Source organism: Shewanella sp. W3-18-1, from assembly GCF_000015185.1.
Taxonomy (GTDB): Bacteria; Pseudomonadota; Gammaproteobacteria; order Enterobacterales; family Shewanellaceae; genus Shewanella; species Shewanella putrefaciens.
The window spans coordinates 1,783,620-1,799,747 of record NC_008750.1 but is presented as its reverse complement, the minus strand read 5'-3'; the positions used below and the strand labels follow the sequence as shown (position 1 = coordinate 1,799,747).

The following is a 16,128-nucleotide window of genomic DNA, read 5'->3' as shown; positions in this document are numbered from 1 at the left end:
CTAATTATGCTTGCTTAAGCACCGCCGCCTTTGCCGCTGCACAATTTCGGCCTGCGTTGCGACCAGTAACAACGCCCTCAGCGACAGCGCAAGCGCCTAAACGGCTAGCGCCGTGAATTCCTCCGGTTGCTTCGCCTGCGGCATACAACCCTGGAATGGCTTGGTTGGTGACTAAATGCAGTACTTCTGATCGGGTATTCACTTTAACGCCGCCCATACAATAGTGAACTTTTGGCCACATACGAACGGCATACCAAGGCCCTTTATCTAGCACAATGGCTTCTTGCAGAGGACGTGCGAATTCTTTATCAACACCACTTTTTACCGCTTCGTTCCAACGGGCGACTTGAGCTTTTAGTGCTTTAGCCGGCATACCATAAATAGCAGCAAGTTCATCTAAGGTTTCTGCTTTACTAATCACCTTATATTTCAGTCCCCAATCTAAGGTTTGCGCCTTACTAGCCCCTTCTGCATTAGTAAAACCAATAGGATAAACAGGCTGACCATGTTCATCACGGCGAGTCATGATGGCGTCAGCTCTCGCTTTACGATCTGCAAGTTCATTGAAAAAACGTTCACCAGTGCGCACATCCACCACAATACCGTGAGGATAGGTCGCAATCGTGTTGAACTGGGATGCGGTACCAAAGCCTTTTTCATCGGGAGATGCCCATGGGCCGAGTTGAATTTGGTCTAAATGAATAGGGTTAGCACCTAAGAGCATCATTTGCTTTAGAGCTTCTGAAGTTGCACCAGCATGATTGGTGGAATCTAAGTCGTTATTTAACTCAGGTAGTTGCATCATGCGATATTCAATATCGCGACCAAAGCCCCCCGTTGCCATAACAACACCACGGCGCGCGCCTATGCGACGTATTTTACCGGTTCGCTCATTAGGGAAATAAAAACCTTCACGAACTTCGACCCCAATCACGCGACCATCGAGATCTTTCACAAAGCTTTCGAGCTTGGTCTGGTTTCTCATCACCACGCCTTTATCTCTCGCGGCGTTAATCAGCGGTCTGATAATGCCAGCCCCTGAACTTTCAACTGTTTGCAAGACTCGTTGTATTGAGTGTCCACCAAAATGCTGCACGAAAGGTTTCCACTTAACCCCATGTTCAATCAACCACTGACAAGATTCAGCCGTGCCATTACACACCAGTTTTAACATCTCAACATCGTTCATGCCCCGACCTGCTCGCATCATATCGGCGACCATTTCATCGACAGAATCCTTAATGCCTGCTTGTTTCTGCAACTCAGAACCCGCTACAGCCATGGCACCGCCATTGATAGTTGAATTACCACCAAAGACTGGCATCTTGTCCACAACCATAACGCTCACACCAGCCTCTCTAGCTTGTAATGCCGCAGACATCCCAGCAAAGCCACTGCCGACAACTAATACATCCACAATCTCATCAAATACTTCAGGAGCAACGCCACAATTGGCTGTTGCAGGTAAGGCTATTGCAGCCCCAAAGCCAGCAGCCATCACGGCCCCACCTTTTAGCAACTGCCGACGGCCTGTATCAATATCTTGAGTTTTACTCATGCTTACTTCCTTCAATAATGGCTGGAACTTGTCAGCATGGAAGTGCATGCTCTGTGCCAAGCACCTAAAAAGAGGTAATTAAGTGGGGAACTTTGATTGGAGGCACGGAATCACGAAATATAAAGATCTACAATCACGATACTTAATGATTAACATGAAATATCAATGGAAAAACACTTTTATCACGAATCGACACTGAGATTATGCAGTAGCCTACAACTCGAAAAGTCCCTGCAAAGTTACTTCGAGTTTATTCGGGATGAACTGCCTATTGATGGGCTATTTATTAATATTTTTCGCAAACAATTTAATGACATACAATTTATTGCTCATGTCAATGCTAACCAATCATGCACCTTAGATAAGCAAATATCTATCCCTGAAGAACTGGCTAAGAGCTTAGATGATCCTCAACGCCCGCGCGTGAGAATTGTTAATGATATTGAGCACGACCCAATCACAGCTTTAGTTGCACCTAAGGTGATCAACGGTATTCGTTCGCTGATCATTTTGAGAATGTCTATCGAAAATACCCACCTTGGGATAGTCGGATTTTATGCCAAAACGACAGGCGTTTTTCGCCCTCGTCATGCCGATTTAATTGCTCCGCATATGCATGCATTAGCCTTAATCACTGCACTCAATTTACGCGGACGTAACTTACTTAAAGAAAATGAAGCACTCTCAAAACAGAATGTGAGCCTTCGCAGAACATTAGACGTGCAAAATGGCGTAGTGGGGGCCAATTCAGGCTTGAAACACGTCATGCAGCAAGTGCAATCCATTGCCAAGATTAATACAACAGTGCTAATGCTCGGTGAAACGGGATGTGGTAAAGAAGTGATAGCCAATGCGATTCACGAACTTTCTGAACGTTCAGATAAGCCCTTTATCAAGGTCAACTGCGGCGCTATTCCAGATACTTTGATTGACTCCGAACTCTTTGGTTATGAAAAAGGAGCATTTACTGGGGCTGAGTCCCGTAAAATTGGCTACTTCGAACAAGCCAATGGCGGCACTATCTTTCTCGATGAAATAGGTGAACTACCATTATCCGCACAGGTTAGATTACTCCGTGTACTTCAAAATAGTTGTATTACCCGAGTAGGTGGACACGATGCGGTACAACTTGATATTCGGATAGTGGCTGCCACCCATAGAAATTTACAAGCTATGATACACAGAGAAGTGTTTCGGGAAGATCTTTGGTATCGCTTAGCCATTTTTCCTATTGAAATTCCTTCATTAAGACAAAGACGTACAGACATTCCTTTACTCGTACAGCATTTTATCGAGCAACTGAGTTCAAAGTTCAACCTGCCTCAATTACCAAGAGTTGCACCGGAACAATTAAATATTCTGAACCAATACGCTTGGCCAGGAAATGTCAGAGAACTCATTAACGTACTCGAACGGGCGATAATACAGCAGCCTTCAGGACCATTAGATTTTAGCTTCCTTGCGCCACATCAGGATAAGGAAATTACGACCCAAGCAAATCAAACCGTTATCATAGATCCAAACTATGCGAGCGATAAACTTGTGCCCCTTGATGTTATGACCAGAAAATACATTAGTCATGCACTGCGAATTACAGGTGGAAAACTCTATGGCCCAGGAGGTGCGGCTGAGTTATTGGACATCAATGCCAATACCCTGCGCAGCAAGATGAAGAAACTGGGGATTGTTTAGTCTTTTAAGGCTAACGAGTGTTCTATGACAAAAATAAAAAACATCGGTTAACAAAGTGCATAAATAAAGTGCATAAATAACAAAGGTCACATAGGTGACCTTTGAAAAATTAATGACTAACCATAGGATCTAGAAGAAATAACGGATTCCCACCGCATAGTTGTTTTCTTGTAGATCTTCATAAGCTTTATCATCCATGTTGCTGAAATCAATTTTGGCCTCAACGTACATAATTGTATCGCGGCTATAACGATAATGCAGACCTAGCACTGCAAATTGGCGTGCCCATTTTCCTTGGACCCCCGTATTTTCATCGGTATCAAGATCTTGATATGTCAGTAATATGGTTGGAACGAAACCACTGTCATACTGATAAGCAACAATAAACTCAGCTCCAGTTGAATCATATAAATCTCCACCCACTAATTCGTTTTGCTCACTCTTATGAGCGTTAAAACCTACGTATAAACCGTCAGCATCGCGACCTGGAGCATATTGATAGAAGCTACCGTATTGGGCGCCAATACCAATAATTTGGTTAGTGTTATCAACCTCTTGGCCTGCAAGATTTCCGGTAAAATCACCACGATTAAATCCCGCTAGCACTTTAAATTTATCAGTAAAGTTGTAAGTTACACTTGCACCATAGCTAGGTTCGAAACTCAATTCCGAACCATCTTTCAAGGGAGCACCATTACCATCGTACAAGGCAACATCGCTATTTTGTTTAGAGGCATACTGCACTGCGACATGCAGGTTACCGAAAGTATTACGGTATTGTAGCGCAGCATCGGCACGTCCAGCTCCTGTTAAACCACCGTCACCGAAGGTATAAGCCCCCACAGACCAACCTGTGAAAGCATTGAGCACATCAGTTGTGTAAGCAACATCATAGTAAGCCCCCCATTGCTTACCAAAACTGATCTTTCCCCATTTCTCATGGGACATCCCAACATAACCCAGTCGATTGAATAGAAAATCTGAATTTTTGGATGCCGATAACTGACCACCACCTTGGCCTTGCGTGTATATAAGGCCGTCATCGCTGGTCACCATATTGATACCCCATTCCGTATGGGCAAAGGAGCTCCAGCCATTTTTCTCTTGACGGTCGAAACGAAAACCAACACGAGAAAAATTATCTATAACAGAAGTTTCATGACCATCATTTAATGCGGTAAATCCTAACCAACCGATCATGTTAACGCTATTAGTTTGGTCATTATACAGTTCAACGGCTTGAGATGTTCCCGTTAACAATAAGCTTGGAATAATCAAAGCGAGCAATGTCTTTTTCATTTTATCTACCTTAAAATTCAGCAAAATCACATATAATCACATGATTTATTTAATATATTATTTTCTCCAATCAATACTAAGCAGGTTATGTGCCATAGGTAGGGAAAGCTGAAAATCAAGGTGTTTTTTAGATACGGATCAGGCAATCTCGAAATATCGTGATTATCGGTTGTTAAATACCGTTAGATAAATTAAATGTCGTTATTACATCAAAAGACAATAACGACATGTATGCAACAAGTGTGTCATTACACTGCTGCTGTAGATTTACGGCTATTAGAAGCTGAACGACTGGTTGATCGAGTTACCGAACTTTTGGAACTGGTCTTTTGGGAACCATATTTGTTGGAAACATCGTTTTTTGTTGTACCTATGCCTTTCGCTGAACTTGATTTTTTAGAATACGACTTACGATAACCGGATTTATGACTTGCCGTTTTACGATAACCTTGCCCTTTTAATCCATTAAGTGCAGTTGGCAACTGTGCTCCCGCATTTTGGATAAGTGTGGATAAGGTGCCGAGCAACGGCTGCATAAATCCTTGATAGGAGGTTTCTTTATGACAAATGCCGTTCAAGCTCGCTTCCCAAAGCGCCGTCATATCCGGCGTAGTGGCGCTCAAAGGCAAGCTGTTAATCAATCCTTTCCCCACGTCTGTCGAGACAATAGATTTACCTAGGCGTTGTAAAAAACCGCGTTTGAATAGCAATTCGATAATACCTGCACGGGTGGCCTCAGTACCTAATCCATCGGTTTCTTTAAGAATTTTACGGATCTCAGGGTCAGTGACATAACGACTAATGCCCGTCATCGCACTGAGTAAGGTCGCATCGGTAAAGGCCTTTGGTGGCTGAGTATTTTTTTCAAGCAATTCGCCTCGAGTACAATGCAAAGCTTGCCCCAATTTCAAAGGCGGTAATTGGCCAATAAACTCGTCATGCTCCTCATCATCCTTACCTGCGCTTTCTTCCGTCGACTTGTTGCCACTCGCCTTACTGCCATTTGGCTCTTGGCGGGCAAAGAGTTGCTTCCAGCCGAGGGATTTATCCTGACGCGCCTTGGTATTAAATAAGCCACCCTCGATTGTCACTTGCACTGTGGTTTCACTGTAACAATAAGCCGGATAAAACTGGGCTAAGTACTGGCGGGCAATATGAAGATATAACTGCCTCTCACGCTGACTCAAGCTAGATAAGTTAGCCGTCTTCTCTGTTGGAACGATTGCGTGGTGGGCGTCCACTTTTTTATCATCCCATGCTTTAGATTTAAGACGGGGATCGGGTGCATCAGCACCTTGCAATAACTCAGCAGCACCGTCACTTATCGCCTTAAGTACCGAAGGCGCAAGATTATGTTGCTCAACGGGTAAATAACGACTGTCGGAGCGTGGGTAAGTAATGAGTTTATGACGTTCATACAAACTTTGGCAGGTATCGAGCACATCCTTAGCACTCATACCAAACCGTTTAGCCGCATCAATCTGCAACGCTGATAAACTGTAAGGTAAAGGCGGATGCTGTTTCTTATCCTTAGCCACTAATTGAGTGACTAAGGCGGGTTTATCGCTGATGCGACTCACCACATTTTGCGCTAACCCTCTCGCTAACACTCGTCCTTCTTCATCCATATAAGGCTGACAAGCTTCACTCGGTTGCCACTTGGCGCTGAAGGTTTCTTGCTTGTCCGTTGCCAAATGTGCCAGTACTTCATAAAAAGGCTTAGACTGAAAATTAGCAATTTCTTTATCACGGCGCACCACTAGCCCAAGCAATGGCGTTTGTACTCGGCCGACTGATAACACGCCTTGATAACCGACCTTTTTACCTTGGATGGTGTACGCACGCGTCATATTCATACCATAGAGCCAATCGGCACGGCTACGGGCTAAAGCAGAGGTAGATAATGGGATAAATTCGCGATTACTGCGTAGCTGCGTTAGAGCCCGTTTTACAGCTTGTGGGTTTAAGTCACTGATCAGTAAACGCTGGGTTTGATGTAGCTTGTCCCCCGTCACACCAAGATAGGCAATCACTTCATCCACGAGTAACTGCCCTTCACGGTCGGGATCGCCCGCATTAACCAGCATACTCGCTTGTTTAACTAATCGTTTAAGCACAGTGAGTTGACTGCGGGTTGCTGCCTTAGGTGTCAGTTGCCACTTGTCTGGCACTATCGGTAAGTGCTCAAATTTCCATGCTTTAAATTCAGGATTATAGGCATCAGGTTCTGCTTGTTCGAGCAAGTGACCGACACACCAAGACACGCAATCGCCATTAGCGGCTTCGATAAATCCATCGCCTTTTTTATGGGGTTTAGGCAATACATCGGCAATGGCCCGCCCTAGGCTAGGTTTTTCTGCGATATAGAGGATCATACAAACACCAAACACTGGATATAATTACAGTACAATCTAGCTCAAAGTCCTTCTAAGTGCAAATCACAGCAAGCCTGACAGGAAAGCAATTATTAAATTGTAAATTCAATTGAGAATTATTCTCAACAAAGTGTAGAGTGAGCACATTGACAAGGAGGATTTATGAACCCATTAGCAAAAAAATTAATCCACAACATACATGCAGAAAAAACAGCATTAGTCCTAAGATTTAATCAGTTACTTATATTTCATACCCTATTACTACTTGCTATTAGTTTACTTACGAGTTCATGGCTAGGACAGCTTAGCTTAATTGATATACCACTGATTGGGTGGGTTATTCTATTAATTCCTATTGCGGTGAGTCTATCACTATTACTACGCCACCAAGTGACTCGCCATAGCTTAAGCAGTCTATTTAGCGTTTGGATGTTGCTTTGGATCTGGGGATAAATCACTGGTTTTTAATACGATTGGTATAATCAATATGCTTAAAGAACCATAAAAAAAGCCAGTGATATCATCACTGGCCCATGATCTGCCTAACACTTGCCGTTAAGGGTGACAGACGTTATGCAACTCTAAGTTAGTACCAATATCTTTATTACGATCCGCTTTTGCATCATCGTTACGCAGTTGCGTTAAGTGATCTAAATACGCTTGATCAACGTCATTGGTAATATAGTGACCATCGAATACTGAGGTCTCGAAGCGTTTAATCTCAGGGTTTTCCATTCTCACCGCTTCAACTAGATCAGACAGATTTTGGAAAATAATACCATCTGCACCAATCAGTTTAGCGATTTCATCGGCATCACGTCCATGGGCGATCAGCTCATTCGAGGTCGGCATGTCGATACCATACACGTTCGGGAAACGAATCTCTGGCGCAGCAGAAGCAAAATACACTTTCTTAGCACCCGCTTCACGAGCCATTTCGATGATCTGCTCAGAGGTCGTCCCGCGAACGATAGAGTCATCCACTAACAGTACATTTTTACCTTTAAACTCAGTGTTGATTGCATTGAGTTTACGGCGCACTGATTTCTTACGTTCCTGTTGACCAGGCATAATGAAGGTACGGCCAATATAACGGTTTTTCACAAAACCTTGGCGGTACGGTAAGTCCATGCAACGGGCAATTTCCAGCGCGATATCGCAGGAGGTTTCAGGAATAGGGATCACCACATCGATATCGTGATCGTACCATTCCTTCTTAATCTTCTCGCCAAGCTTAGCGCCCATGTTGACGCGACTTGCATACACAGACACTTTGTCGATAGTCGAATCTGGACGGGCAAAATAAACGAATTCGAAGATACAAGGCGCATAGCTCGGTTCTGCCGCGCATTGACGGGTATACAGCTGGCCGTCAATTGACACATAAATCGCTTCACCCGGCGCGACATCACGCATCACTTCAAAGCCAACGGCATCGAGTGCCACACTTTCTGAAGCGACCATGTATTCAGTGCCAGTAGCAGTTTCGTGCTTACCTAACACCAAAGGACGAATACCAAATGGATCACGAAACGCGACTAAGCCTTGACCAATAATCATGGCAACCACAGCGTAGGCACCACGGGCTTGCTGGTGCACATTTGCGACCGCATCGAACACTTCTTCCGACGTCAGAGTCAAACTCGTGGTTTTTTGCAGCTCATCAGCCAAGAGATTTAATAACACTTCAGAATCTGAGGTGGTATTCACATGACGACGTTTTTTAATCAGCCCTTCGGCTAATTCGACTGTGTTGGTTAAGTTACCGTTGTGGGCTAATGAAATCCCAAATGGCGAGTTAACATAGAAAGGCTGCGCTTCTGATGCGCTTGAACTGCCCGCAGTTGGATAACGTACATGGCCAATCCCTGCATTGCCCTGTAAGCGCTGCATATGCTTGACTTCAAATACATCTTTTACCAGACCGTTGGCTTTACGTAGTCTGAAAGCACCACGATCAACGGTCACAATACCTGCCGCATCCTGACCTCTGTGCTGAAGCACGGTCAGTGCATCATAAATGGTCTGATTAACCGATGATTGGCCAACTATTCCGACGATACCACACATGGGTAAGCTTCCTCATTGTAAGATGTTCTATGTCCTTTCATGTTGAAATATAAGCAAAAAGAAAAATGACGTTGAATAGACATTTTGACTTAGGTTTATATTCATCAATTAGGATAAATTTATTGTCTTTTTTATATTTTGGGTACAAAGCTGGAGGTGTTTTCCAAATAGTTAAAAAACCATTGAATAACAACGCCAAATTCGGGCACTAGCACAGAATCCTTCCACCATTGGGCGTTGGGAGAACCTGTGAAAGCATCCATAAAAAACAACAAGGCGCTAACAATAAGCGCACCTCTAATGGCACCGAAACACAGACCTAAGAGTCTGTCAGTGCCAGATAATCCTGTTTTAACAACTAGTTGCCCAAGGATGTAATTGACTAAGGCGCCGAGTATCAAGGTGGTAATAAAGAGGATGGCAATGGATACACCATTACGCAGCATTTCATCGTTCATTTGGGTTAAATGAACGGCAAGATCTTGATAAAACTGGCTGGCAACAAAGAAAGCCGCAAACCATACCACTAAGGACATGGCTTCTTTGGCAAATCCACGGATCAGACTGATAAGAGTCGATAATCCGATGACGAATATGATAGCGTAATCAATCCAAACCATTGAGATGGCTTTCCGACATGGGCTTTAAGACGGCGCGATTCTACCAGAGACTGAAATGATTCTCACCCCTAGAGGGTAAATAAATTATTTTCAGTCTCAAGGGGGTTATCGCCATTAAGATTCCAGAGGATTAAAAGGGACAATCCGCCCTTTTAAGCCAGTAAGGCTTTCAATATCTTCTAACATTTTCTTCAATTTGGCTTCAGAGACATCGGGACCAACAAAGACTTTGGTTAATACGCCATCCCTTGGAGTGTCTGGAATAGTGTACGCTTTAAAACCATTTTTACGTAGCTGTGCAACCAATGCTTTGACGTTAGCTGCATTGCTAAAAGCGCCCAATTGTAAGGTTAGCCCTGGTTTAATCGAGTCGCGGCTCACGACTTTAATACCATCATCTTTAGTGGTTTTTGCCGTTTCAGCTTTAGGCTTTTCTGTCTTTGCAACTGTGGTCGATTTGACCTCAGGCTTTTTCACGGGTTCAGACTTAGCCACAGCCGATTTAGCAGGCTCTTTCTTAGGCTCGGATTTCGTTGGCTCAGGCTTATTTTCCGGTTTAGACGTGTCTTGTTTAACGACCTCCTTAGCAGGAACAGATGTTGCTGGTTCTGTTTTAACCGCTTGCGCTAACAAAGCTTCGTCACTGCTTGAATGAGTACCAACAGCGTCTTCCCCTTCAAGTGCCACGACCTCCTTGGTCGATAGCACCTCAAACATATCATCGGCATTTTTCCGCTGCTCAACGAGAGGGGGACGCAAAGGGATTTCTGCAAACTGCTCTTCTTGACGCTCTTTTTTGCCGTCCAAAATATCCGGTAAAAATATCACCCCGAGGGCGACCAGCACCACAGTGCCGACTAAACGATTATGAAACTGGCTAGACAAAACTGACATCCTGCTTAAATAGAGATTTAAATCCTGCCACAGTGTAAAAGGAGCCAAACACAATTACCACATCATCAGGGCTAATTTGCGCTTTTAATGCCGACCAAGCGGCATCTATTCCCTCAAATTCAAACGCATTAGCCTCTGCGGCTAAGGTTTTACGTAATTGGCTTGCACTCGCACCACGTTCACCATGCAAGCTGACTAAATACCAAGTATCCACTAAAGGATCAACCACAGGTAATACACCCGCGATATCTTTATCCTTCAACATACCGCAAAGGGCAAAGACGCGCTTACCCACAACCATTGATGCTAACTGTTGTACCAAAAACCGCGCCGCATGGGGATTATGAGCCACATCGAGTAGCACTAACGGTTGCTCATTCACCCGTTCCAGTCGACCCGTTAAGCGAGCCGAGTTAATCCCCTCTGCAATAACAGCAGGCGCGATATTCGGCCACCCCTGTTCAATCACAGCCAATACAGTCGCCGCATTAGGTAATGGCAAAGCAGGTAACGCTAAATCGTGCAGTTTGAGTACTTGGCCTTTAAAATCCCACAGCTTGCCATGGACTTGATAACTGAACTCGTTGCCAACGCGATATAAGATTGCGCCCACCTCATTGGCGACTTCATTAACTGTGTGTGGCAAGTTAGGCTCCCCCACAATCGCAGGTTTACCACAGCGGAAAATACCTGCCTTTTCACGGCCCACAAGCTCACGGGTATTACCTAAATAACTTTCATGATCTAAGTCGACTGACGTGACCACACTGATATCGGCATCGATAATATTGGTGGCATCTAACCGCCCACCTAAACCGACTTCTAAGATAACCACGTCAAGCTGAGCGGCTTTAAAGAGTATCAAGCCTGCAAGCGTAGCGTACTCAAAAAAGGTCAGAGAAATATCGCCGCGCGCGGCTTCAATTTGCTCAAATGCCGCAACAAAAGCACCATCACTGGCATCGCTACCATTGATTCGCACTCGTTCATTGTACTTCAGCATGTGCGGCGAGCTATATACACCGACGGTTAAGCCAGATAAACGCAGAATATTTTCGAGCATGGCACAAGTGGTGCCTTTACCGTTCGTTCCCGCCACTGTCACTATTTTGGTTTGACCTAAATCCAAAAGATTGAGAATTTGCGCGACCTTAGCGACACGGGTTAACCCCATATCGATTTCACTTGGATGAATGGACAACAAATAATCCAACCACTGTTCCAGTGCTGCATTTGACGCGGGGGCTGTTAGCATCTGTTATTTCCTTCCTTTAATCACGCTCGATAATCATATTCAGATATTGGTCTAATTATCCCAACGACATTAATCCAACATAAATAATGGCCCAAGCGCGAGCTTAGGCAATTGATATTGTTCTGGATAAGTCACATCAACTAGATAGAGTCCATGAGGTTTAGCCGTTGCTGCGGCTTGGTTTCTATCTTTTAACGCGAGCAAATCACCCATCCAAGTCAGTGGCTGATTACCTAGACCGATTTCTAACAATGAACCGACGATATTACGCACCATATGATGCAAGAAAGCATTGGCGGCGATATCGACAATCACATACATGCCTTGGCGCGTAACATTGACACTATGTACATTACGAAACGGTGTTTTCGACTGACACTGCACCGCGCGAAAACTGGTAAAATCCTGCTCACCCAAAAGTACCTGCGCCGCTTGGTGCATTTTGTCGGCATCAATATTACCGTGATAATGGCTTACACCATGGCGTAAAATCCCAGGGCGAAAACTGTGATTATAAATCACATAACGGTAGCGTCTGGCGGTGGCCGAAAAGCGCGCATGAAAACTGTCGTCGACTTCCTTGACCCAACGTACGGCAATATTATCAGGTAAATTAGCATTTACCCCTAAAGTCCAAGCGCCTTCATTTCGAATTGCATTCGTATCAAAATGCACCACTTGGCCTGTGGCATGCACACCCGCATCGGTACGTCCGGCACAAAATAACCCTATAGGTTCATTTGCCACTATCGATAAAGCACGCTCTAATTGCCCTTGTACTGAATCGACTTCGGCCTGACGTTGCCAACCAAAATAACCACTGCCATCATATTCAATACCTAATGCAATTCGCATCCACACACCCTCACAATGAATTTAGCGGCGCATTTTATCACAGCATCCCTTAAAAAAAACGGCGCCCGAAGCGCCGTTAGATTGAAACTCGGTTAATCGAGATTAACTAATCTCTTTTAGTAAACGTCCGGCCTCATCCTGTTGGTGTTCATTACCATCTATTTGCACTTCTTTGAGCAATGCTTTTGCACTATCACTGTCGTCAATTTCAATATAAGCACGGGCTAAATCCAGTTTGGCACTGACCGAGTTTTCTTCATCATCGACATCAATCATAGCGGCATCGCCAAGTAAGGCACCAACGTCACTCATCTCAATGTCAACTTCAGGATAGAGATCTATATCGGAGCGATCTTGCTCCGCATCGTTAAGTAATTTATCGATATCAATAAAACCATTTTCATTCTGGAAGTTGGTCAAATCGTGCTCTGGCACTAATTTTTTTGATTGACGGGATTCCTGCGCATCCAATGCGGCTAAGGCTTCATCGACCGTCAGAGTATGTTCATCATCGAGGGCAAAGCTATCCTCGGTCGTTAATATATCATCGTCATCAAAATCGGTATTTGCGGTAAATGCCGCAAGAACACTGTCATCACTCAGATCAAGATCTGTGCTTAAATCGAGCTCATCATCAAGATTAAAGTCAATTTTAGGCTCAGCCCTAGTGGTTTCTGATGGAAAATCAAGCGCGCTCGACTTAGCAATCACTGGTGCATCTAAACTCGCATCCATCGACTCATCGAGGGTTGGTGTGATATTAACCTTAGGCTCTGGGGATGTAGACGCAAAATCAAGCTCTGTATCCCAATCCAGCACGTGGGGTTCTTTACTCTTATTTGCTTTTAAATCATTGAAGAAAGAGGATTCTTTTTCCTTAGCACTCGCTGCTGCAGCAACCGTAGCGGCCAGCGCCGCTGTAGTCAGAGCATCGGAATTAACATCATCACTATTGAAACCGGTGAATTTTGCGTCTTCGGCAGTCGCATCGATATTATCACTGAGGTCTTCTACTAAGGTAAAAGTATCATCAGTGCCGTCAAACGCGTGGCTAGCTCCAATCCCTTTGAGTAAATTATCTTCATCTGTAGAACTTTCTTGAGTATCAAGCGGCGTCGTTTCTATATCAAAGTTGAAATCATCACTGTCAGCTTCTCCCTGTTCTGGAACATCAAACTCAGCTAAAAGTGCATCAAGATCATCTTCTGAATCTGAAAGATCTTCGGGTAATGATGCTTCGAGTTCTTCGGCAATCTCATCATGCATGCCGCGATTATGGGCAATACTTGGTGTATCGACTGTTCCCGTTTCTGAAAATATATCGCTATGGGGAGCAATATCGTCTTCATCTTGCATATCAAATTCGGCAAGAAGCTGTTCAAGATCATCATCGGTGGCTGACAAATTGGTATCGAGTTCATCTTCGAGCTCAGCAGCGATTTCTTGGGCAACGTCATCATCCACAGATACAGCAGCACTGGCTGGCTCATCAAACCCAGCAAGTAAGGTATCAATATCCTCGGTATCGGCTACTGCAATATCATTCAGTTCTTCATCTAATTCAGCAGCAATTTCATCGCGTAAATCGGGTTCAGGGGCGGTAGGCTTATCAAAATCCGCCAATAAGGCATCAATATCATCAATCTCTTCTACCCCCATAGACTCAAGATCACTGTCGAGTTCTGCGGCAATTTCCTCACCAAGATCAGCAGCCTGTTCTGAAGGTGTAAGTTTATCGAAATCGGCAAGTAACGCATCGATATCATCATTGTTATCGATATCAAGATCATCTAACTCAGCATCCAGTTCTGCGGCAATTTCAGCGCCTAAATCAATGCTTGCATCATTGTTCTCCGGAGTTTCAATATCCGTAAAATCATCAGTATCAACCGACGCTTCAGCAACATTCGCTAAGGTATCAACATCATCAGGGGCTTGATTGGCTGAGTCTTCCGTGCCAAGTCCCGCCAGCAGAGCATCGAGATCTTCCTCCTCAAGAATGTTCCCTGATTTAGGTTTATCCTCAACGGATTCCTCCTCTTGATCGCCCATAGCCTCAGCCCAAAGGTCATCAAGTGATTGACCTTCGTCTTCTTCAAATTGTGGTTCTGCTTGCGTACTGCCTGTATCGATAAACATTTCAGAGGCGATGTTCATCTGTTCATCGCTATCAACCATACCTTGTTCAGGTTGCAGGCTTACACTGCCAACATCTAATAAGCTATCAATAGAATCAGCATGATCCGTATCTAAATGAATGGCCATATCATGGAGGTCATCCTCATCCATCGATAAGATACTGGCTCCTGTCGCCATACCTGCGCCAGCAGCAGCCATAGCGGCTTGTTGCGCCGCTAACTCACGGCGCTCTTTATTACGTTTACGACGAAGCATCATAAATACAAGTAATAAAATCAGTAGCGCTGGTAGTACTGCGGCTGCAATTAACATTGCAGGATTATTGATAATCTTCCGCCATAAGTCATCTGACTCTATTGGCATATCGGGTTCAGAAACGGAAACAACATCAGCGGATTGTGCCGCTTCCACTTCTGCTTTTAACGCTTGGTTCTGCTGCTTACTAGCAAGAAGCGTTTCTTCAAGTACCGCAATTTGTTGATTTAATTCTTCAACCTTAGCTTTTAATGCTTCAACATCCGAGTTACGAACTGAGAGTTGATCTTGGGTTCGAGCTAATTCATCGGTCAAAGAGAGGGTTTTCCGCTCCGCAGCCTCTAGGCGTGCATTGACATCCGAACTCAACATTTTAGGTTCAGACTTAACCACTGTGGCTGTTTTTGCCACAGCATCCTGTTTAGATTCAACAGGTTCAGACTTTGGCTCAACTTTAGGTTCAACCTTAAGCTCAGTTTTAGGTTCAACCTTAACAACAGGAGCAACGACAGGTGATGTCTGCGCAATGGCTTTCGTGGTGTTAGGTTCTTTAGCGCGAGGAGTGGTTGTCTTAGCTGGAGATTTTACGCCTGCACGCGCTAACTTATCATCACGTTCAGCACGAGCAATTGCCACACTATTGGGAATGGCAAGCATGACTTCTTTCGAAGGAATAAGCAAAATCATGCCACGCTCAAGGCTGTTGTAATTATCAGAGTTAAAGGCGTGGGGGTTGGCTTCAAATAAAGCTGCCATAACTTGATAGACACTCACACTCGCATCGGGGCGGACTTTTTGTGCAATACTCCAAAAAGTGTCTTTTGAGGTCGTTGGACCATATTGTTGATTAACTTGACGGATCTGTCCGTCTGGCCCCATGATTTTTAAAGGTTTTACTTTAGGCGTATCTGCAGCAACAGCGGGATCAATAAAATAAGCAGTAGAAGAAACAGCTAAAACAGTGGCCATTAGACCGACAAGATACGAAGTGCGAAATTTCATCAATCCTTCCCTTTGAAGCGCTGTAAAGTTATCTCGCTGATAACAGGCTTTAGGCAATTGTATTTATTGAGATTACTATAAACTAGAAATCCCCGCCCTGCTACTGTTCACAAT

11 protein-coding genes are annotated in these 16,128 nt (G+C 44.4%); 2 read left to right on the top strand and 9 right to left on the bottom strand.

What is annotated here, in order from left to right:
• Positions 1 to 4: 4 nt before the first annotated feature.
• Positions 5 to 1,558 carry a flavocytochrome c gene (locus tag SPUTW3181_RS08230; protein WP_011788913.1) on the bottom strand — a complete coding sequence of 518 codons (1,554 nt, stop codon included), beginning with the start codon at positions 1,556 to 1,558 and terminating at the stop codon, positions 5 to 7.
• Positions 1,559 to 1,723: 165 nt separating this feature from the next.
• On the opposite strand from SPUTW3181_RS08230, the gene SPUTW3181_RS08225 reads away from it, so the two are divergent.
• Positions 1,724 to 3,250, top strand: a complete 1,527-nt coding sequence (locus SPUTW3181_RS08225; protein WP_011788912.1) for a sigma-54 interaction domain-containing protein — start codon at positions 1,724 to 1,726, stop codon at positions 3,248 to 3,250.
• 129 nt (positions 3,251 to 3,379) lie between these two features.
• On the opposite strand, the gene SPUTW3181_RS08220 is transcribed toward SPUTW3181_RS08225, so the two are convergent.
• Both SPUTW3181_RS08220 and SPUTW3181_RS08215 read right to left on the bottom strand, forming a co-directional pair.
• Entirely contained in the window at positions 3,380 to 4,549 is a 1,170-nt protein-coding gene (locus SPUTW3181_RS08220; protein ID WP_011788911.1) for a porin, read from the bottom strand.
• Positions 4,550 to 4,797: 248 nt separating this feature from the next.
• The gene (locus SPUTW3181_RS08215) at positions 4,798 to 6,924 is read right to left on the bottom strand and encodes a DNA topoisomerase III (RefSeq protein WP_011788910.1); all 2,127 of its coding nucleotides are present in this window, start codon (positions 6,922 to 6,924) and stop codon (positions 4,798 to 4,800) included.
• A 162-nt stretch (positions 6,925 to 7,086) separates the two neighbouring features.
• On the opposite strand from SPUTW3181_RS08215, the gene SPUTW3181_RS08210 reads away from it, so the two are divergent.
• The gene (locus SPUTW3181_RS08210) at positions 7,087 to 7,377 is read left to right on the top strand and encodes a hypothetical protein (protein WP_011919519.1); all 291 of its coding nucleotides are present in this window, start codon (positions 7,087 to 7,089) and stop codon (positions 7,375 to 7,377) included.
• Between the two features lie 102 nt (positions 7,378 to 7,479).
• Here the strand turns inward: SPUTW3181_RS08210 and purF are convergent, their stop codons facing one another.
• The 6 genes from purF to SPUTW3181_RS08180 form a co-directional block, all read right to left on the bottom strand.
• Positions 7,480 to 8,994, bottom strand: a complete 1,515-nt coding sequence (gene purF / locus SPUTW3181_RS08205; RefSeq protein ID WP_011788909.1) for an amidophosphoribosyltransferase — start codon at positions 8,992 to 8,994, stop codon at positions 7,480 to 7,482.
• A 131-nt stretch (positions 8,995 to 9,125) separates the two neighbouring features.
• Positions 9,126 to 9,614, bottom strand: a complete 489-nt coding sequence (locus SPUTW3181_RS08200; RefSeq protein ID WP_011788908.1) for a CvpA family protein — start codon at positions 9,612 to 9,614, stop codon at positions 9,126 to 9,128.
• A gap of 114 nt (positions 9,615 to 9,728) precedes the next feature.
• Positions 9,729 to 10,499, bottom strand: a complete 771-nt coding sequence (gene dedD / locus SPUTW3181_RS08195; protein ID WP_014610820.1) for a cell division protein DedD — start codon at positions 10,497 to 10,499, stop codon at positions 9,729 to 9,731.
• Positions 10,492 to 11,763, bottom strand: coding sequence for a bifunctional tetrahydrofolate synthase/dihydrofolate synthase (folC, locus tag SPUTW3181_RS08190; RefSeq protein WP_011788906.1), 1,272 nt, complete (start codon positions 11,761 to 11,763; stop codon positions 10,492 to 10,494). The genes dedD and folC overlap by 8 nt, the downstream gene beginning before the upstream one ends.
• 69 nt (positions 11,764 to 11,832) lie before the next feature.
• Complete coding sequence (truA, locus tag SPUTW3181_RS08185; RefSeq protein WP_011788905.1) at positions 11,833 to 12,618, bottom strand: tRNA pseudouridine(38-40) synthase TruA; 786 nt, start codon at positions 12,616 to 12,618, stop codon at positions 11,833 to 11,835.
• 102 nt (positions 12,619 to 12,720) lie between these two features.
• On the bottom strand, positions 12,721 to 16,014 hold the full coding sequence (locus SPUTW3181_RS08180; RefSeq protein ID WP_011788904.1) for a FimV/HubP family polar landmark protein: 3,294 nt from the start codon (positions 16,012 to 16,014) through the stop codon (positions 12,721 to 12,723).
• Between the last annotated feature and the right edge of the window lie 114 nt (positions 16,015 to 16,128).